Source organism: Methylobacterium sp. TK31, assembly GCF_055361545.1.
In genome coordinates, this window is record NZ_CM143964.1 from 2,906,568 (window position 1) to 2,924,208 (window position 17,641).

The following is a 17,641-nucleotide window of genomic DNA, read 5'->3' on the forward strand; positions in this document are numbered from 1 at the left end:
CAACACGCGCCTGTCAGTCTCTAGAAAGTCCACGCCAGAGAATTGTATGATAAGTCACAGAAGGAGCGAAAATTCAGGCTCGACGCCAGCTATTTGAATTCATAATTCGCTTCAGGAGCTTGTGTACGAGCTTGCTGAACGTAAAAAATCTTTTTGTTTCTTCTCTTAAAAAAAGTAGATTTATCAAAACTATGAAATTTAGTAACTAATAAGTTTTAATTAGAAAACCAATAAAATACGCACAACTCACGTATAATTTGAGCCATGAATTAATTCCGAACAACATCTACAATATAATGAATACTATTTTACAAGCAAATTTTTACTTCTAAAATTAACATAAGATCGAAGTATTCTGATCACAACAATTTGTAATAGCAATCGGAAATTAAATATCGACTTGATGTTTCTGATTAAGGCGTATTTATAGCATTGATCACGTCCTGACCTTCGCACCCAAAAGCATGCTTGCTCCCCTGATAAAAAAGCTCGAACGCCGCTTCACGATTTCGAAGGCCGCCAGGGCAGCGCTGGAGGACCTAAAAGTCCATGTCGCACCCGTCCGCGCTCGAAACAGTTTCATCCTGGAAGGAGATGCGCCTGACCATGCGCACCTCATCTACAGTGGTTTCGCTTGTCGCTACAAAGCCTTAGCGGACGGTACTCGTTTGATCCTGAGCTTCTTGATACCGGGAGACTTTTGCGATCTCAACGCACATCTCCTCGGATCCGTCGACTACTCAGTCCGAACTCTCAGCGATTGCGAGATAATCCAAATCCCACGCGAAGCATTAAATAGCACCCTTTCGAGCCATCCTATTTTGGACCAAAGTTTTCGTTGGATGAGCCTGTTAGATGAAAGCATCTTGCGTGAATGGCTCATCTCTGCAAAGTGTCGTTCGGCTGAAAAACAAGTCGGACATTTATTTTGTGAATTTTTAATGCGCCTCCAAGCTGTTGGTCTTTCTCGAGAGGAAAGTTACGACTTACCCTTGACCCAAGCTGACATTGGCGATGCAACCGGACTTTCTACGGTCCACGTCAATCGTATGCTTCAAAGGCTAAGGGGTGAAAAGCTTGTAGAATTTAGAGACAAGCACGTAAATATCTTGAACTTGAAAGCCCTTACAGCCTTCTCAGAGTTCAATCCTCGATATCTTCACCTCGGCTCCGAGCTAACAGGTACCTGAAGACACGCAGTCGCGTTATCAATCCCGCTGTACGAGGGGAGGTAAGCACTTAATCGGTTGCTTGATCCCGTTGTTTCGGGAGCGCAAATAAATTTGTTTTCCCTCCCTGGCGCGTGCGTTTGCGAGACCTATGTGTTTTTGCCGGATGCATTCGGAGAACCTTGTGCCTCGCTACTTCTTTGACACGTATGATCGTGTAATGACGCGCGATGAAGAAGGGACGGAACTTGCCGGTCCGGATGAGGCTGCTCAGGAGGCGAAAAAATTACTGCCCCTCATCGCAGCCAGTGCGGTGCCAGCGGATGGCGAGCATCAAGCCTTCACAGTAATGGTCACTGACGAGGAGGGACGTTCCATCTACTCAGCCGCACTTTCATATGTCGGTACTTGGCTCGTTCGGTGATAAGACTCAGCGCCTAAAACTTTATATGTCTGGTAAACTACCGGATACCCGACACATCGTTCAGGTTGCTATCGACCCTTCAGAGCCTCTCGGAAGGTCTGCTCCGCGGTAGCTTGCTAGAGGATGAGCTACGTCTGGGATGGGTGGTTTCCTGCTCGTCCGCTTCCGAACGGCGTGTGCATCCAAGCGGACATAGTCGGTGGGACCGCTTACGACCCTTCTCGGTGCTTCGGAAGGTCTGCTTGCCGGCATTCTGATCGATTCCGAACGACCGAGCCTGGCCTTAAGCAGAATGGCCGATTTCGAACACCCGGCTCTCGATAGATTGCAGCACTGCCTCCGCCCAGCAGGGCCGGAACCTCCCTCCGAGATTGCGCGCAGAGTTCCGGCTCTAAGACGTCTTATCAAAGCACTCGATGAGCATCTGAGTGAGGATCCGCACCGTTCGCACAGGATGCTGACTAGGAGGCCGAACGACGAATAATCCTGCCGGCGGGATCGGGTAGCTGCTCATGACGGGGACAAGCGCTCCGGACGCGAGTTGCTGCTCGATGAGCCTCTCCGGAAGATAAGCAATCCCCAGCCCGGCCGTTGCAGCGGCGACCAGTGCGGTCCCGTTGTCGGCTTTGAATCTTCCCTGCGGACGGATGGTGATGGTCTTTTGGCCATCCATGAACTGCCAGGCTTCGGTGCCCTGCATGAGAGCTTGGTGGTTGAGCAGCTCGTTGGGCGTCTCGGGCGCGCCGTGGGCACTGATATAGTCCGGACTGGCGACAAGCTTACCGTAGATGGGACCAACGCGCCGAGCGATCAGGTTTGAGTCTTGAAGATGACCAAGCCTCACCGCGCAGTCGAAGCCTTCGGCGACGAGATCTACGAAGCGGTCGCTGTAGCAGACTTGAAGTTGAAGATGCGGGTGACGGCGAGCCATATCCGCGAAGACGGCCGCAAGGTGGGTTGGGCCGAAGGAGAGCGGCGCGGCGACCCGTAACCGACCACGAACGTCCCCAGCAGGCAGGATCGCTTCCTTAGCACTATCGATCTCGGCGCAGACTTTGGCCGCATGATCCCGGAACGTCGCTCCCGCTTCCGTAAGCGCAGCGCCTCGGGTGGTCCGGGCGAGCAACTGCACGCCCAGGTCGGCCTCGAGACGCGCTAGCCGACGGCTCACGATCGATTTGGAGACACCAAGGCGCCGTGCCGCGGGTGTTACGCCTCCAGCATCCGCAAGCTCCACAAAGGTTCTCAGCTCTTCGATGTCCAATGCGGCGTTCCCGATTCCGCGACACAGTGTGTCCTTAACCGACGCTACCGTAGCGCAAAGCGCAAGGGCACTGTCGGTCCGGCATCGCCTCAGGCGGCGCACGTCTCTCCGAACTCGATCTTATTCGACGGCAGCAAAGGATCGTCATGACCGTTCGCAATGGCCTTGCATCGCTCATTCGCCCGAAAGACTCGATCCTCGTCCTGATTGATCACCAGCCATATCAGCTCGCGGGCTTGAACAGCCACGATCCGCACATGGTGGTCAACAACACAACGGCTCTGGCGAAGGCCGCGAAGGTGTTTGACGTTCCGACCATCCTGACGAGCGTGCTTGCCGACCGGGGTGGGGTCATTTTTCCTCAGGTGACCGAAGTCTTTGCGGGCCAGGAGGTGATCGACAGAACACTTATCAACACTTGGGAGGATGAGAAGGTCGTGGACGCGGTCAAGGCGACGGATCGCAAGCAGCTGACTATCGCGGGGCTTTGGACCGAAGTCTGCGTCGCGATGCCGGCTATTCAGGCGGCCAGCGAAGGGTGGGACGTCACGGTGGTCACCGACGCCTGCGGCGGTGTCTCGATCGAGGCCCACGAGGTCGCTATTCAGCGCATGATCCGCGCCGGCGTGAATATGATGACCTGGCTGGCGGTGATGGCCGAATGGCAGCGCGACTGGGCCCGGCTGGACACGGCAGTCGGGGTTACCGAAGTCCTCAAGCAACACGCGGCAGGTTGCGGGATCGCATATCTTTGGGAGCAACAGCTGCTGAACACGCCGGTCCCGAGCGCTGCAAGCTGATCCGCGCACGGGAAGCTCCTTGGCGAAGGCGGGCCTGATCCAGTGGCTGTGCCACGGTGGACTCGCTAACGCGACGAGGCCGCAGGTCCGCGCTCAAGGGGGACGACGGATACCGCAGCTCACCGATTCCGACCACGGCGTGCGGCGTTCCGGAACCCGCAACACAGCTTCACAGCCCCAATGCGACTCGGGGGAACACCGCGAATCTGAATCCGAAAATCACGACCCTAAATTGGAGAAGGATGCAAGCCTATGAAGAAACTCGCGAACTCGGCAATCAGAAACACAGATGCCGCAGCAGTCCAAACCGACATCGAGAACGTACTTCTCGCCTATGAGACGGCGCTGAACGCCTCGGATCCAGACAGAGTGATGAGCGTATTCACGCCCGATGGCGTCTTCATGGCTCCGAACAACCCTTCGACAGTCGGCGCTGATGCAATACGGGCTGCCTACAACGGCATTTTTCAGACGATCACCTTCGATACCGAGTTAACGGTCGAGGAGGTCGTGCAGGTCGCGCCGGACTGGGCTTTCGCTCGCACCAGTTCGAACGGGCACATAACTGTCAACGCCATCAAACAGCGCGTTCCCGACGCTAACCACGAGCTATTTATTCTGCACAAGGTACATGGCGACGCGTGGAAGATTGCACGTTATTCGTTCGCAACAACGAATCCGCTGCCCCAATAGTCTAGGGTCTGCAACGTCTGTAAGGCCAAGGAAGCACGTGCGGTGGATTGGACCGCGATCTTGCCCGTCAGCAATTCCGTCCAGTCCATCGTGGTCGTGATCAGGCGTGGTAGGTGATCCTTGATGAAGTCCTGGCAAGGGCGCCTAACGATCATCGCCGTCCTCTCGGCGTTCTCAACAGCATCGCCCGCGCAGAACTCCACACCCGACCTCGGCGGTTTCTCACTTAGCCGCGAGATCGACCAGCGTCTGAACACGATCCGCGATCGGTCGGACGATCTGTTCGCGGCCGTGGCGAACGTCCGCGAAGCGACTGGCCGAGCTGCGGCGATGCTCGTCGCCGATGAGCGCACGACGCCGAGAGGGCTCGTCACTCGGCTCAGCCTACTCTGGCTGGGTGGGTGGCTCGCCGAGCGGCTGTTCTGGCGCTGGTCCGCTGTCTGGATGCGGCGGATCGCCGATAGTCCTCTTGCGACACTGCGCCAGAGGGCCGCCGCGCAGGCACAGCGCCTCCTGTTCGCTCAGAGTCTCGTCGTCTGCTTCGCGGCCGGTTCCTGCCTTTCCTATCTCGTCGCCGCACCCCAGGGCGCGGCAGGCGTCATGGCCCTCAACGCGCTCCTGGCCATCGTCGCAGTGCGCAGCGCCCGCGTGGTCGGCCGCTTCCTGCTCGCCCCCGGCGGTGCACGGCTTCGCCTCGTCGCCCTGTCGACAGTCGCGGCGTGGCGTGCGCAACGGGGCGCAACAGCCATAGCCTTCGTCGCGGCTGCGGGCCTCCTATGGTCGGCCATGCTGCGATTGGGTGGCGCCGACGCGACCGTTGCCGATGCCGTCGCGCATTCGACGTTGCTGCTCACCGCATTGCTGGTGCCCTTCGCGATCGGTGCGGTCGTCCTATCCTCACGAGGGGCGGACCACCGCGCGCCGCGGCCGGCCGCTGTTGCCATGGCGCTTGTTCCGGCGATCTCGTGGTTGCTGGCGCAGGCCGGTCTTTCCGGAGCTGCCTGGGCTGTCCTGGTGCTGGGCCTAGCGCCGGCTCTGTCCCTCGTGCTGGGCGATGCAGCCCGGACGATCGCGTTCGGCCCGAATCGCTCCGGCACGTTCAGCCGTGAGGAGCGTATCGTTGCGCGCGCGGCGCGCAATATCGCCTTCATCGCGGCTCTGCTCCTTCTAGTCGAAGGCCGTCCCGGTGCGGAGGGGGCTTTGGGCTTACCGATGACGGCCGAGATCGGGTCCGCTTTACTGATCCTGCTCGGGACGGATCTCGCGTGGCAAATCATCAGCAGCCTGATCGACCGCGGTCTCGCTCGCGTAGGAAAAGACCGGCGTGCGGATCGCCTCGCCACTGTCCTGCCGGCCTTCCGAACAGGGGTGCTCGTCGCCCTAGCGGCCACGGCAGCCCTGAGTATGGCCTCGACCTTCGGCTTGCGGATCGGGCCGCTCCTCGCGGGCGCGGGCGTCGTTGGCCTAACCATCGGTTTCGGCGCACAGGCCCTGGTGCGCGACGTCATCGCCGGATTGTTTCTGTTGCTGGATGATGCGTTCCGTGTCGGCGAGACCATCGAGAGTGGCAGCCTGCAAGGCCAAGTCGAGGCGTTCTCGTTGCGCTCTGTGCGGCTGCGCGATGACAATGGGCACATGCACACCGTCGCGTTCGGCGAGCTTAAGGCGGTCACGAACTTCTCGCGGGATTGGGCCGGTCTGGAGGTGCCGGTCTTCGTGTCGCCCGGCGTGTCATACGAGGCGGCCGCGGACGTCATCAGAGCGGCGATCGACGCGGTCGAAGCGGATGCAGACCTTGAATCATTGCTGATAGCGACACCGCGTTTTCTGGGGGCGATGGCACTGTCGGAGACCTCTGTCCGGTTCGGGGTGTCGATCCGCACGGTTCCCGGCAGCCAGGCACGTGTGAGATCTGAACTGCTACGCCATGTCCTGTCGAATGCCGCCGCAGCGAATGTCACGTTGGGCACGAGCCGGCCAGTCGCTTGACGGTATTGAAGTGGCAGACATCAGAAGTTCGGCGCCGAACTCGTTTGCGACCAGCGCCCGTCGCGCCCCACGCTACGGCCGACCTCGTAGAGCTGTGACATGTATCGACGGTCAAAGTTTCCGTCTGCCACCCCGTTGAAGCTCTCGGGTATTGCGCTGTAGTGGAAACGCGTGCGACTTGCGCGTGCGGCTCTTGCCAAGTTGCCGAGATCTGCGAGGCTCTGCCCCTTTATGAGGGCGGCGATGGACCGCTTCGCGATCTAAAGCGTCTTCTCCTCCGAGGTTTGATACTCCGGCCCCAGCTTGCCGTTCCGGACGACATACAGCGTGCGTGCACGGGTGTGCCCGAACGTTCGCAGCTCGACGTTCTCAAGCCGCATCTGTGGCGGAGCGAAAAAGACCTGGGAAGAAACGCCGCCGTCCACGTGCAGTTCGTCGTAGTCGCGACTGTCTCCGGCAGTCACACGGATGCGCTGCGGTGGGAACACCGCGGGGATGGCGGAGGAGGCCAGGAGAAGCCGTACGAACAGCTCGCGTCGAGCGCTACGATCGCCGGAAGCGATCGCCGTGAGGTCCCAGATGACCGGGCGTTGCGCGTCGAGGTTGGTCGTTTGCACCAGCAGGCGTCGGCCAAGCCGTCCCTCGGCCGCGACGCGGTCGAGGAAGTCATCCGTGACGTAGCGCTCGATAAGGCGGCGCAACGGCGCCGTATCGTTCATGGACGTGCCGAGAAGGCCGAGCGGACCGTTGCTGCGGTAGAGGTCGTCATCGCCGTAGGCCGTGTAGATCTCGGCGAGACTATCGTCGTAGGCCGGCCCAAGGAACGCGAAGGGCGCGGCGAGCGCGCCGGTTGAGACGCCGGTCACGACCTCGAAAACGGGCCGCGTACCTCGCTCGGTCCATCCCTTGAGCAGGCCAGCCGCGTAAGCCCCATCGCCTCCCCCCCCGGAGATAGCTAGGAAATTGGCCTGCGTCGCGACGGTCTGCCGCCCTCCTACGGAGGTGTTGCGCAGCTGCCCGTACTGCCGCGTGAGCGCGGCTCGAAGATCAGGCGTCACCGCGTCTCCCCAAAATCGAATGCTGTCGGGGAAGCCTTCCGGGCGCGCACCGACCGAAAGGGCGGATGGAAGCGGCTGCCGCGGCTCCAGGGCGATGCAACCCTGCAATACAGTGATGCTGGCCGTAAACACGGCCATTCGCAGACCTGATTTCCCATTCACGGAGGCGTCTTCCTAGCGAATAGCGCCTACCGTGCCCGAACTGCTGGCTGAGGCCAAGCTTGCCCGATCGACCTGCTGAGCAAGCATGTGAGATGTCGTCCAAGCATAATGGTTCATTGATCGAGCTGACAGAGCGGATCTAAGTCTCTGGATTGGAAGGTGGAAATCTCGCGCGGAAGATGGTTGGCTACAGCATTCGAGCAGCCGCTTGCCGCGTCACGTTCCTCATCGCGCGACACCCTTCCGCCAAATAAGGAACGGGGCGCCGTCGCTTGTGCTGGTCGGAGAGCGCTCAACGGAAGCGCCGCGTGGTCTATGGTCGCCGACCCGGATCTGCTGCGTGAGCGAGAGGATGAAGGATTGCAGAACCGGTCCGCGCAATAATTGACGTACAGCCATCTGCGAACTTTTGGGTCTTCCCGCCTGTCAACCTGCCACTCGCGCGACTGCAATCAGTGGCAAGGCGTGTCGATGTCCGCTTTGGAGAAGCCGAGAGAGGCGGCTGAATGATCGGGATGAGCGCGAAGCAGCCAGAGGGGCGGTCCATCACACGTCCGCTTACGGGATCAGCGCGGCCGCGCGTGAACGACTGCGTTGGGTCGGAGGCGGAACGTCTGCTTCCGGATCAAGGATCAAGGTCCGGTTGCCACCCCTTGCAGACGTTGGGCTGTCCAGTGAAACCGGTTGCACCGAGATCGCGGGGGGTACCGTTATTTCAAGTCCGCGGGAGCCCCCTCCCCCTAGTGCATCCCCTGAAGCACCCGAGATCCCTAGGGCCTCCTCCGATCCTCCTGGGTACCCTTTTTTCAAGCCACCCTTTCCATCTTTTTCCCCTCTATGAAGGGAGGGAAAGAGAAATCGCCCCGATCTGCTCCTGTAGGCCCTTTTTCGAGCTACCCGACCCGCATCTAGCCTTGGGCTTTGAAAGGGGCTCGATCTCCTACCCTCGCAAAGGGTGGAGCTGCGCCCCTATCGCCGCGTTACGGCCGAAAAACACCCGTTCCGCTCCTTTCCGCTTCCGTGGTCAGGCGGTCATCCTCCGTTCGGCTTCCGCCCGACACCGGTCTCGATCCCGCTAAGCCTCGACCAGACGGGCTCGCAACGCCTCGATTTCGGCGTGCAGCTCGCCGGCTTCCACGGCCAGCTCAACACACTGGTCCTGCACCTCGGCGAGGGTTGGCGCAGTTCGGCGTTCTCGAAGGCCGTGGCCAGGAATTCGGCGGTGTACTGGCCCGTGTTGGTCATTCCGCCTTCTGGTCCCCTACGCGACGTACAGCGGCCCCCGCCTAGCTCTTCGAGCTGCAGGTGAAACCGGGTTCACTGAGCTGGCCTGTGTCCCAGGAGGCTGTCCCACCGCCGTGATCAGGCGGCCGAAGGGCGTCGGAAGCGCGCTACGATGGCCGCCAGCCCCCCGGGAGCTCTCGCGGGTTCTTCTCCATCTGTCGGCTTCCTGCCGAGCCTCCGCGAGGCGGGTACGCCCCAGGTCCAGGACGGCGTTCAACACCGCGACCTGCCCAGCTCGTGCCGCTTCTACATCACGGGCAGCGGCGACCGTGGCCAGCGTTTCCCGTCCCTCTGCCAGCTCTCGCACGAGGGCATCGCCCCTGCCCTGTTCCCGTTCGAGATCAGCCCGTCCGGTGACGTTGAGGGCGGCAAGGCGCGCGACCTCTGACTGGAGGCTGCCAAGATGGGCCTCCATGGCGGCTATGGTCCCCCCAATCAGTATCTTCATTGGTAGGGGGACCGAGGGGGAGATCGGCGGGGGCATCGGACCCCCCACTGCTGTGGGCCTCCAGGTGCTCCAGCGGGACACCGATGCGGGCGAGCCCGTCATTGCCAGCCTGCCGCACCCATCGTTTCCGGCGCACAAGGTTGCGTGCGCTGTCGCTGCCGATCCCGAGGGCGTCGGCAATCTCCGCGTAGGTCATCCACCGGACAGCGTCGCCGGACATGGGGGCGCCTATGGGGGTTGAATGGGACCATTCGTGAGGGGGTCTGATCCCCCATAGTCCCACCATCGCCGCTCAGGTTTAAGGACCCATTAACCCAGCTTGAGGACGGCCTTCCGCTCCCCGTCACAGCTATTAGATGATGCTTGGTGGTCGAAGGCACAGGAAGGTGCGCGTTGATACAGATTGGTTGGGATACCGTTGGCGTTATCGTCGCGGTCATCGCCCTCGTAGTGGCCCTTCTCACATGGCTGTTCCCGAGGCAGCCGAAGAAGAAACGCATACCGGAATTCGTTGGCGAGGTAACCGAAGCGAACGCGAAAGAATTTTCGGACTTCGTCTACAAAAATGAAAATAATATAGTGAGAGTACGTGCGCGCGTATCTATGGATCAAGAAGATATATTGTCCGAGGTTTCTGATGAAGAGGGAAATACTTATCATGTCCTGACGCTAAGAAATCCTCTTTACGAAGGGCTTCCCAACGGTGGCATGGAGCTTTCCGTAAGTCCTGAAGATGGATCTAAAAGCTCTCCTATAATATTTGCAAATGGAGCTTATCATATAAATGGTTTCTTCTTACCGAAGATTTTTCCAGGTATATTTCAAGGATATGTCGGAGCAAGATTGATTGAAGTTTCTGCTGCGCAGATGGCTTTGCGGAACTAGGGGAAGTGGACGGGGCCTTATCCTTGGACCTCTGGCGCTCGGTTTAGGGTAACCCGTTTCACTGCCGGATCACCACGCGTTAAAACCGGCTGATCTTCAGGCGCCTATCACACCCCCCTGGATGGGCTAACTATAGGGAGTTGGGTGGGGCCGTCAGTGGGGGGATCAGGCCTCCCATCGCTCCCTGGTGATTAACGGACCCTCACGATGGAGCCGTGTGCTAGGTGCGCTGCTCAGCTCCCAAACCGCCCCGTATCGACGCTCTTCACGAAGCGAAGGATGGAGCTGACCGCGTCGAAGATGAACCGCGCTTCCGCTGCATCGACGAGATCGTTGTCGTGGGCGAAGGAGCGGTTGTTCCGGACATCGTTCAGGTCGTCGAGGATACCGATCGCGTTCTTGAGCACCCTCACCGTGATCCGCCGTAGCTCGCGCTCACGCTCCAGCGCCTTCACGTACTTGCCGACGCGGCTATGCAACGGCTCCTGCCGATCCCACGGGATACGTCGTTCGTCGAGAAGGTGGGCGAACTTCTTCATGCAGTAGAGGTGCAGCCGGTCTAGGGCAGGGGCCGGCTTGTTGGCAGCGATGTCGCGCTGGATGGCAGCGATCAGCTCGTCGAGGGTCTCATCGCGTTTGAACCTCTCTAGGGCGTCTGTGCGTGGCCGCCCCTCTGAGGCCTCGATGCGGTCGATGAAGGCGAAGACCGTGGCCACTTCCGCCTCGCCCGGCGGATCGACGCGCTGGTCCTTCATCTCCTCGGCGTAGACCCACAACGCACGCAGCACTGCACCGACAGTATGCCCGTCCTCGACTTCGATGAAGGTGCGCAGGCGCTTGGCCTTCGATGAGCCGGCAGCGTCATAGGCACCCGATTGGATATCGAGGCCGAACCCTTCTTCGAACCACTCAGCCATGGTGCGATCGACGAAGTCCAAGACGTAGCCGCCGGACATCCCAAACACGGCATCAAGAGCGCGCCGCTCGGCGGAGGTCGGTTTTGGCATGAGGGAGGCTCTCTTCGGACCCGTGCTGCTGGCAGATGGCTTCGAACCCCATCTACGAGCCGACCCCTACTTCCTCGACGGGTTCTTCGGCCTTGCGATCAGCCCGAGCCGTCGCTTCATGCCGAACGTCAGCCGTGGGGCCTTCCCAGCCGCAAGATCTGCCGCCGTCTGCTGGTCGATCTCACTCTCGCGAAGCCGGATGCCCTGGAGGTGGAAGTTGTGCATGAGGATGCCCGGCGGCGTCGTTCTAAACGGTCGGTGGTCGCTTAGTTCGAGGAAAACTACGTGCTCTGGGTACTGGACCAGCCAGAGCAGTTCATTGGTGTTCCAGTTTCCAAGATGCAGATGCATGATGCCGTAGTTCGCCAGCATGTAGTCCGGCGTTTTACCGGCACCCTTGCTGTAGAAAGTGGATCGCAGAGGCGTTCCGTTGGCGATGCACTTACGGATGTAATCAACAGCGTTCGCAAATGCCGTGACCTGGGCCAAGCCCGCGGGATCGCGGAACGTTGGAGCTAGGATGATTTTTTTCGGCTTTTGCTCAAGATGCGCAAGCTTCAGGTTAACGGGCATTCCCCGTACCGGCTGATGTCAGCGGCGAAGAAGCGCGATGAAGTCCTTCGACGACATATCGGTCACATCCGTCCCCAACAGACCCTTGTCGGCTTCGGCTGCCGCCGCGACCAAGCGTAGCCGAAGCGCGATCGCCTTGCGCGCCTGGCGTTGCTTGATCGCCGGCGCAACGAACGTCGAGTTCCGCTCGGGATGAGCAGGGCGGGGAGTGATGTGGTTCTGGCGAACGGTCGAGCGTTGCATGATTAGTCATTAGCATGAGACGAGTACCGCCTCAATTCGTATCTAGGGATCAACAGACGTTCCGTACTCGTCCCCCACGGGCTTGAACCGCTCGATCCGCTTCAAGAGGCGTTGCACCCCCGTCACCTGCCAGGGACCACCGCGTTCGGTGGGCACCCTGCGTGCACTCAGGGCCTCCGCGAGCTTGCGGACGGACGTGTGACCAGCCGCCTTCAGCTCGGCGACGATCGGGGTCAGTTCCGCGGCGCGCCTGTCTGCCCTTTCCCGAGTGGCGGCCCCGCCCTTGGCCGGATCACCCCCGTGCGCAACCTTGAACTCCTTCCCAAGAGGGAGTGGCCCCGCGGTTTGATGGTCTGCCATAACCGTCTTCAGCGCCTTCGTTGTTCTAACAGCCATGCTCTCCTCCACATTCCCGCGAAATCGGGATCATCGAGCCTTGTGTACACCGTCGAAACGGACTAGGACAGGGGTGTTACAACTAATGCAACGTTCGATGCATAAGTTGATCGTACCATCGGCAGCACCCTCCGGGGAGCAGCGGAGCGCAAGATGGCCAACGGCACCTTCGTCGCCTATCTCAGGGTCAGTACCTCTCGGCAGGGGGTCTCCGGCCTGGGCCTGGAGGCGCAGCGGGAGACGGTCCGGACCTTCTTGAACGGAGGCGACTGGACGTTGACGGCCGAGTTCGTGGAGATTGAAAGCGGCCGGTCCAATGCCCGTCCGGAACTCGCCAGGGCGCTCGCCCGGTGCCGCGTGATGGGAGCCACCCTCATCGTGGCCAACGTGTCCCGCCTGACCCGGTCTGTGGCCTTCCTCTCGCGGCTTCTGGAGGCTGGCGTGGACGTGCGCTTCTGCGACCTTCCCCAGATCGAGGGCGCCACCGGGCGCTTTTTGCTTACGCAAATGGTGTCCGTGGCCGAGCTGGAGGCCGGGATGGTTGGTGAACGTACCCGGAAGGCCCTCACCGCTGCCAAGGCCCGCGGCATCCCACTCGGCGGCTGGCGCAAGAACTCCGCCACGATCCACCTGACCGGGGCACCTGCCGGCCGGGCCTTGCAGATCGCCAAGGCGGACAAAAGGGCGGCGGATCTCGCCCCCATCCTCGCGGACATTCGCGAAGCCGGGGCCACGTCGTTGCGTGATATAGCGGCAGCGCTTACCGCGCGGCGCGTCCCCACTGCCAGGGGCGGCACATGGACCGCTGTACAGGTGCAACGCGCCCTTAGCCGGCTTCCCGCCTAGCTGCTGGTGGTCGTTTACACCCGGTCGCCGGGCACGCCTGACCCTGGCCGAGCGCAACCGGTTTCACTGACCGGATCTAGCAGCGGGGTTATGCGCATCATCGATCAGTCAGGTGTGAGAGGTTCAGCCCATCGTAGCGGATGCGTGTCATATGCTCCTGAAGCACCGGCGCCGTGATCCGTCCGCTTCCGTAATGCTCTTCAAGGCCACCACGGACCCACCCACCCAAGGCTGTCACTATATCCGGCGGCACGCTCGCCTCGCGCATTGCGTCGCGGAACGTGTGGCGGAAAGAATGAAACGCGTTCCGCTGGCGCTTCACGCCCGCTTCTGCGAGGAACCGCGAGAACCATTTCGAGAACGGGCTGAAGTACCCATCGGCACCCCGCACGATGTCTGGGAATAGCCGCTCGGCGCCAGCCTTGCGCATCCTCTCGACGTGTCGGGCGAAGCCGATCTGCTCCAACGTGGGATGGACCGGCACATAGCGCTCGCCAGCCTCAGTCTTGACGCGCTTGCGGTCGGCCTCATCAACGTCGTCGCCATCCGCCTCAATGAACATGCACAGCACTCCCTGAAAGAGGCGCACATCCTCTATGCGGAGCTGCGCTACTTCGCCCTGGCGCATCCCAGTGAACAGGCTGACTAGCGGTATCCAGAACCGCCCGCGCCGCGGCCGGTTCGGTCCGGGCTTCGCGTAACCGCTCTGATCGTCCAGGCAACCGGTGTAGAGCGGCGCTTTGAAGATTTTGGTTAGCTCCGCGGCGGTGAACGGGTCGCGCCGATGGCGCTTTTTCACCCCCTTGATCGCGAGCCCCTTGCCCGGGTTCTGTGCGACCCACCCCTCGTGATGCGCATAGTTCATCAAGGCGGAAAGGCCGTGCACGTAGTGGTTGACCGTGGTTGTGTGCAGACGATCCGAAGCTGGCAGGGTCAGCTCAGCAACCTCCACCAGCGTCTTCCCAGGGAAACGCTTGGCGGCGTTTGGCGGCAACGCCTGGACGGTGGCACGGAACGCTTTGCAATCCTCGCGGCCGATCTCGCGGATGGGCCGATCGGCGCCGAACAGCTCGCTAGCGAGGCGAAAGACAACGTCGTAGGTCTGCTGTGATTTGGCGATGAGGGTGGCGCGCTGCGGCTCGTCGCGGAAGGCGGCGATTGCCTGTGCGAGGGTCTTCCCGCCCGGCTCGGCACGCGGGCGGAACATCGGATCGAACGCGACATCCCGGTAGTCGCCCGAAAGCCGCGCTCGGCTGCGGTGAATGTCCTCAAGCCGGCCCCTGCGCAGCAGCGCCAGCAGCCGGCGAAATTGGGCAGACGCCGCGTCCTCTCGGCTCACCAAGAATGGCAACGGCAATCCGCCGGTACGGATCGGACTTAGTTGGCGCCGGAGCAATCGAACGTTGGCGGCCCTCAGAAGCCGGATCGCGGTGTGATAGGACGCATCAAGGCCCAGGTCGTCCGGGTCGTTCAGTGCCGCCTCTTCCTGGCCCAAGCCGATCAGCGCTTCGTCCTGATCGAGCGGGACCGCCATTCGCGCCCGATGCTCCCCTTCGGCAGCAACGGTGCCGAACCAATCGATCGCCATTTGGTCGATCGCGGTCTCGCTCAACGATGTAAGCGGGACGCTCCCGACCGTGTCGCCGCCATCGGATGATGCCCGGTCACGCAGGGCTCGGCACTGCTTGTCGAATGCGTCCGCCTCGTCGCGGACCCGGCGCTTGGCCTCCGCCAGATCAGCGGTGCGAAGTGACTTCCAGACCTGCTCCCGTCCGAAGGCGGCTACCAAGTCCCGAGGCACCTTGGCCTTGAAGTACCAAGCCGCCGAGCCTTTGCGCTGCGCTAGGTAGGTGTGGCGGCTCACGTCGGACATGCTCCCGGATAACACCGTGGGGTAGCAGTCGCCTACTCGTAAGCCGTTGATTTCGGTGCATTTAGTGGCGCATCAGCCACTTAGCAAAGCGTTGGCGGAGGGAGCGGGATTCGAACCCGCGATACCGTTTCCGGTATACACACTTTCCAGGCGTGCGCCTTCAACCACTCGGCCACCCCTCCGGTCCCGGCATCGCGTCTCGCAGCCGCCGGGGGCGGCCGGGCTTCGCGAAGGCGCCGGGAGGCGTCCTGTACAAGCCGCACCGGCGGCGTGCAAGCCTTCGAACGGCAAAGCTGTCGAATCCGTCGCGATTTCGCAGGTCCGGGGATCGGGCGCGGTGCGACGGTTCTCAGATTCGCCGCTTTTGCACCCGATGCGCTGGGGGCGGCGTCGCGCCGCCCGAAGGCCCCGGGAGTCGTTCTCCGCCGTGATCCGCTTCGACAACGTGACCAAGGTCTACCGGACGGACGGCCATCGCCGCACGATCCTGGAGCGCGTCTCGTTCACCCTGAAGCCGGGCGTCAGCTACGGCATCCTCGGGATCAACGGCGCCGGCAAGTCGACCTCCCTGCGCCTCCTGGCCGGCACCGAGATGCCTACGAAGGGCCGCGTGGTCCGCACCACCCGCGTGTCCTGGCCGCTGGGCTTCGCCGGCGGCTTCCATCCGGCCATGACGGGGCGCGACAACATCATCTTCGTGGCCCGGATCTACGGCGAGGACCCGCGCAAGGTGCTGGAATTCGTCGAGGATTTCTCGGAGCTCGGCAGCTACCTCGACGTGCCGATCCGGACCTACTCCTCCGGCATGGGCTCGCGCCTCGCCTTTGGCATGAGCATGGCCATCCCGTTCGACTGCTACCTCATCGACGAGGTGACGGCGGTGGGCGATGCCCGCTTCCAGAAGCGCTGCGAGGAGGCCTTCGCGGCGCGCCGCGAGAACGCCGACGTGATCATGGTCTCGCACGCCATGGACACCCTGCGCACCTGGTGCCAGCAGGGCATCGTGATCATTAACGGGCGCGCCATCGTCTACGAGAACATCGACGACGCCATCGAGGTCTATCGCCGCCTCAACGCCTGACGAGCGCGAGCCGGCCACGGTTTTGCCGCGCGGCCGGTGCAAAGGGTGTATCGTAGCCGTCGGACGGCCGGACGACATGGAATACCGGGGCGCATGAGCATCGAAATCCGCAACCCGCAGGGGCAGCCGCTCACCACGGCCGACCGCTCGAATGCCGTCGCGGAATCCCTGAAGCAGATCGCCCGCGTCTCGCGCTTCGCCGACCGCAAGAAGGGCATCCGCTCCTACCAGAGCCACGTGAAGACCGACGCGCTGATCCCGGTGCTGTTCGTCGTCTGCTTCCTGATCCCGACCCTGGCGGCCATCGCCTATTACGGCTTCATCGCCTCCGACCGCTTCGTCGTCGAATCGCGCTTCGCGCTGCGCCCCGCCCTGGGCAACGTCGACAAGGCCTCACCCGATCAGGTCGGCACCAATTCGGGCTCTCCGACCCGCCAGATGGTGGCGCAGGACACCCTGATCGCGACCAACTACATCCTCAGCCGGCCGATGATCGAGATCATCGAGAAGAAGTATCCCCTCCGGGAGATGTTCTCCCGGTCCGGGATCGACTTTTTCTCGCGCTTCAATCCGGACAAGCCGATCGAGAAGCTGGTCAAGTACTGGCACGAGCGGGTGCATCCCAAGGTCGAGTCCGGCTCCGGCATCATCAGCCTGACCGTCGACGCCTTCGACCCGCAGGACGCCCTTGATCTCTCGAACGCGATCCTGGCCGAGAGCGAGCGCATGGTGAACGCCCTCAGCGGCCGGGCCCGGGAGGATGCCGTCCTCGAGAGCCAGCGCGAGCTGAAGCGCGCCGAGGAGCGGATGATGAAGATCCGCACCGAGGTCGCGGCCCTGCGCAACCGCGACGGCGTCCTCGACGCCCAGAAGACCAACGAGAGCAACCTCAAGGTCCTGGGAGAGCTCCGGACGGCCCGCATCAACCTGGCGGTCCAGCTCATCCAGGGGCAGCGCGACCTCTCGCCGGAGACCCGGCGCATCCAGGACATGAAGGCCCAGCTCAAGGACCTCGACGACAACATCGCCCGGATCGAGCGCCAGTCGGCGAGCGAGGACCCGGAGCAGCGCCGCATCCTGGCCAACGCGCTCACCCGGTTCGAGGCCTACGACACCGACCGCTCGGAGGCGGAGAAGTACTTCGCCAAGGTGCTGGCCTCGAACGAGCGCGCCCGGATCATCGCGGAGCGCCAGATCGAGTTCTTCAGCATGATCGTCGAGCCGGTGAAGCCGGAATCCTCGCAGCAGCCCCGGCGCCTGCTGATGATCTGCCTGATCTCGGGGGGCGCCGCGATGGTGTTCGCCCTGGCGGTGGTCACCCGCAAATACCTCGCCTGACGGAGGTTTTCCGGCCGCGCCCGGCGATGGGCGGCCCGGCGTTAACCCTTCGCTAACCCTGCACCCGGCAAATCTTGCCGGGCTCCCGAACCTCGGGGGCAGTGAGGG

Annotated in this window: 17 protein-coding genes and 1 tRNA gene; 10 read left to right on the top strand and 8 right to left on the bottom strand. The window is 61.8% G+C overall.

Annotation, left to right across the window (positions count from 1 at the left end):
* Positions 1-464 precede the first annotated feature (464 nt).
* Complete coding sequence (locus ACXJY8_RS13480) at positions 465-1,190, top strand: Crp/Fnr family transcriptional regulator (RefSeq protein ID WP_463769675.1); 726 nt, start codon at positions 465-467, stop codon at positions 1,188-1,190.
* 163 nt (positions 1,191-1,353) lie between these two features.
* A complete protein-coding gene (locus ACXJY8_RS13485) occupies positions 1,354-1,593 on the top strand; it encodes a DUF6894 family protein (RefSeq protein WP_463769677.1) in 240 nt (79 codons plus the stop codon).
* 391 nt (positions 1,594-1,984) lie between these two features.
* Here ACXJY8_RS13485 and ACXJY8_RS13490 read toward each other — a convergent pair whose 3' ends face one another.
* Complete coding sequence (locus tag ACXJY8_RS13490; RefSeq protein ID WP_463769679.1) at positions 1,985-2,857, bottom strand: LysR family transcriptional regulator; 873 nt, start codon at positions 2,855-2,857, stop codon at positions 1,985-1,987.
* A 146-nt stretch (positions 2,858-3,003) separates the two neighbouring features.
* Between ACXJY8_RS13490 and ACXJY8_RS13495 the strand changes: the two genes are divergently transcribed.
* The 3 genes from ACXJY8_RS13495 to ACXJY8_RS13505 all read left to right on the top strand — a co-directional run bounded on the left by ACXJY8_RS13495 (position 3,004) and on the right by ACXJY8_RS13505 (position 6,339).
* On the top strand, positions 3,004-3,657 hold the full coding sequence (locus ACXJY8_RS13495) for a hydrolase (protein WP_463769681.1): 654 nt from the start codon (positions 3,004-3,006) through the stop codon (positions 3,655-3,657).
* Positions 3,658-3,909: 252 nt separating this feature from the next.
* Entirely contained in the window at positions 3,910-4,350 is a 441-nt protein-coding gene (locus ACXJY8_RS13500) for a YybH family protein (protein ID WP_463769683.1), read from the top strand.
* Between the two features lie 123 nt (positions 4,351-4,473).
* A complete protein-coding gene (locus ACXJY8_RS13505) occupies positions 4,474-6,339 on the top strand; it encodes a mechanosensitive ion channel family protein (RefSeq protein WP_463769685.1) in 1,866 nt (621 codons plus the stop codon).
* 260 nt (positions 6,340-6,599) lie between these two features.
* On the opposite strand, the gene ACXJY8_RS13510 is transcribed toward ACXJY8_RS13505, so the two are convergent.
* Positions 6,600-7,535, bottom strand: coding sequence for a patatin-like phospholipase family protein (locus ACXJY8_RS13510; protein WP_463769687.1), 936 nt, complete (start codon positions 7,533-7,535; stop codon positions 6,600-6,602).
* A gap of 1,420 nt (positions 7,536-8,955) precedes the next feature.
* On the opposite strand from ACXJY8_RS13510, the gene ACXJY8_RS13515 reads away from it, so the two are divergent.
* Together ACXJY8_RS13515 and ACXJY8_RS13520 are read left to right on the top strand one after the other, a co-directional pair.
* Positions 8,956-9,231 (top strand): hypothetical protein, encoded by a 276-nt coding sequence (locus tag ACXJY8_RS13515; RefSeq protein ID WP_463769689.1) that lies wholly within the window; start codon positions 8,956-8,958, stop codon positions 9,229-9,231.
* A 426-nt stretch (positions 9,232-9,657) separates the two neighbouring features.
* Positions 9,658-10,176 carry a hypothetical protein gene (locus ACXJY8_RS13520; RefSeq protein WP_463769691.1) on the top strand — a complete coding sequence of 173 codons (519 nt, stop codon included), beginning with the start codon at positions 9,658-9,660 and terminating at the stop codon, positions 10,174-10,176.
* Positions 10,177-10,409: 233 nt separating this feature from the next.
* Here ACXJY8_RS13520 and ACXJY8_RS13525 read toward each other — a convergent pair whose 3' ends face one another.
* From ACXJY8_RS13525 to ACXJY8_RS13540, 4 genes are all read right to left on the bottom strand, one after another.
* The gene (locus tag ACXJY8_RS13525) at positions 10,410-11,183 is read right to left on the bottom strand and encodes an abortive infection family protein (protein ID WP_463769693.1); all 774 of its coding nucleotides are present in this window, start codon (positions 11,181-11,183) and stop codon (positions 10,410-10,412) included.
* A gap of 66 nt (positions 11,184-11,249) precedes the next feature.
* On the bottom strand, positions 11,250-11,756 hold the full coding sequence (locus ACXJY8_RS13530; protein ID WP_463769695.1) for a hypothetical protein: 507 nt from the start codon (positions 11,754-11,756) through the stop codon (positions 11,250-11,252).
* An 18-nt stretch (positions 11,757-11,774) separates the two neighbouring features.
* On the bottom strand, positions 11,775-11,999 hold the full coding sequence (locus ACXJY8_RS13535; protein ID WP_463769697.1) for a hypothetical protein: 225 nt from the start codon (positions 11,997-11,999) through the stop codon (positions 11,775-11,777).
* Positions 12,000-12,041: 42 nt separating this feature from the next.
* Positions 12,042-12,395, bottom strand: coding sequence for a hypothetical protein (locus ACXJY8_RS13540; protein WP_463769699.1), 354 nt, complete (start codon positions 12,393-12,395; stop codon positions 12,042-12,044).
* Between the two features lie 153 nt (positions 12,396-12,548).
* On the opposite strand from ACXJY8_RS13540, the gene ACXJY8_RS13545 reads away from it, so the two are divergent.
* The gene (locus ACXJY8_RS13545) at positions 12,549-13,241 is read left to right on the top strand and encodes a recombinase family protein (protein WP_463769701.1); all 693 of its coding nucleotides are present in this window, start codon (positions 12,549-12,551) and stop codon (positions 13,239-13,241) included.
* Positions 13,242-13,338: 97 nt separating this feature from the next.
* Here the strand turns inward: ACXJY8_RS13545 and ACXJY8_RS13550 are convergent, their stop codons facing one another.
* Together ACXJY8_RS13550 and ACXJY8_RS13555 are read right to left on the bottom strand one after the other, a co-directional pair.
* Complete coding sequence (locus tag ACXJY8_RS13550; protein ID WP_463769703.1) at positions 13,339-15,105, bottom strand: DUF6538 domain-containing protein; 1,767 nt, start codon at positions 15,103-15,105, stop codon at positions 13,339-13,341.
* A gap of 101 nt (positions 15,106-15,206) precedes the next feature.
* Positions 15,207-15,296, bottom strand: a tRNA-Ser gene (locus ACXJY8_RS13555).
* A 245-nt stretch (positions 15,297-15,541) separates the two neighbouring features.
* Between ACXJY8_RS13555 and ACXJY8_RS13560 the strand changes: the two genes are divergently transcribed.
* Both ACXJY8_RS13560 and ACXJY8_RS13565 read left to right on the top strand, forming a co-directional pair.
* Positions 15,542-16,195: an ABC transporter ATP-binding protein gene (locus ACXJY8_RS13560; RefSeq protein ID WP_463769705.1), complete on the top strand. Its 654-nt coding sequence runs from the start codon at positions 15,542-15,544 to the stop codon at positions 16,193-16,195.
* A 93-nt stretch (positions 16,196-16,288) separates the two neighbouring features.
* Positions 16,289-17,533, top strand: a complete 1,245-nt coding sequence (locus ACXJY8_RS13565; RefSeq protein WP_463769707.1) for a KpsE/RkpR family capsule polysaccharide export protein — start codon at positions 16,289-16,291, stop codon at positions 17,531-17,533.
* Positions 17,534-17,641 lie beyond the last annotated feature (108 nt).

Bases quoted from the DNA above. Each gene is read 5' to 3' on its own strand.
- ACXJY8_RS13540 (WP_463769699.1), bottom strand. From the start codon at position 12,395: ATGGCTGTTAGAACAACGAAGGCGCTGAAGACGGTTATGGCAGACCAT.
- ACXJY8_RS13495 (WP_463769681.1), top strand. From the start codon at position 3,004: ATGACCGTTCGCAATGGCCTTGCATCGCTCATTCGCCCGAAAGACTCG.
- ACXJY8_RS13505 (WP_463769685.1), top strand. From the start codon at position 4,474: ATGAAGTCCTGGCAAGGGCGCCTAACGATCATCGCCGTCCTCTCGGCG.
- ACXJY8_RS13545 (WP_463769701.1), top strand. From the start codon at position 12,549: ATGGCCAACGGCACCTTCGTCGCCTATCTCAGGGTCAGTACCTCTCGG.
- ACXJY8_RS13525 (WP_463769693.1), bottom strand. From the start codon at position 11,183: ATGCCAAAACCGACCTCCGCCGAGCGGCGCGCTCTTGATGCCGTGTTT.
- ACXJY8_RS13515 (WP_463769689.1), top strand. From the start codon at position 8,956: ATGGCCGCCAGCCCCCCGGGAGCTCTCGCGGGTTCTTCTCCATCTGTC.
- ACXJY8_RS13530 (WP_463769695.1), bottom strand. From the start codon at position 11,756: ATGCCCGTTAACCTGAAGCTTGCGCATCTTGAGCAAAAGCCGAAAAAA.
- ACXJY8_RS13500 (WP_463769683.1), top strand. From the start codon at position 3,910: ATGAAGAAACTCGCGAACTCGGCAATCAGAAACACAGATGCCGCAGCA.
- ACXJY8_RS13510 (WP_463769687.1), bottom strand. From the start codon at position 7,535: ATGGCCGTGTTTACGGCCAGCATCACTGTATTGCAGGGTTGCATCGCC.
- ACXJY8_RS13565 (WP_463769707.1), top strand. From the start codon at position 16,289: ATGAGCATCGAAATCCGCAACCCGCAGGGGCAGCCGCTCACCACGGCC.
- ACXJY8_RS13535 (WP_463769697.1), bottom strand. From the start codon at position 11,999: ATGCAACGCTCGACCGTTCGCCAGAACCACATCACTCCCCGCCCTGCT.
- ACXJY8_RS13480 (WP_463769675.1), top strand. From the start codon at position 465: ATGCTTGCTCCCCTGATAAAAAAGCTCGAACGCCGCTTCACGATTTCG.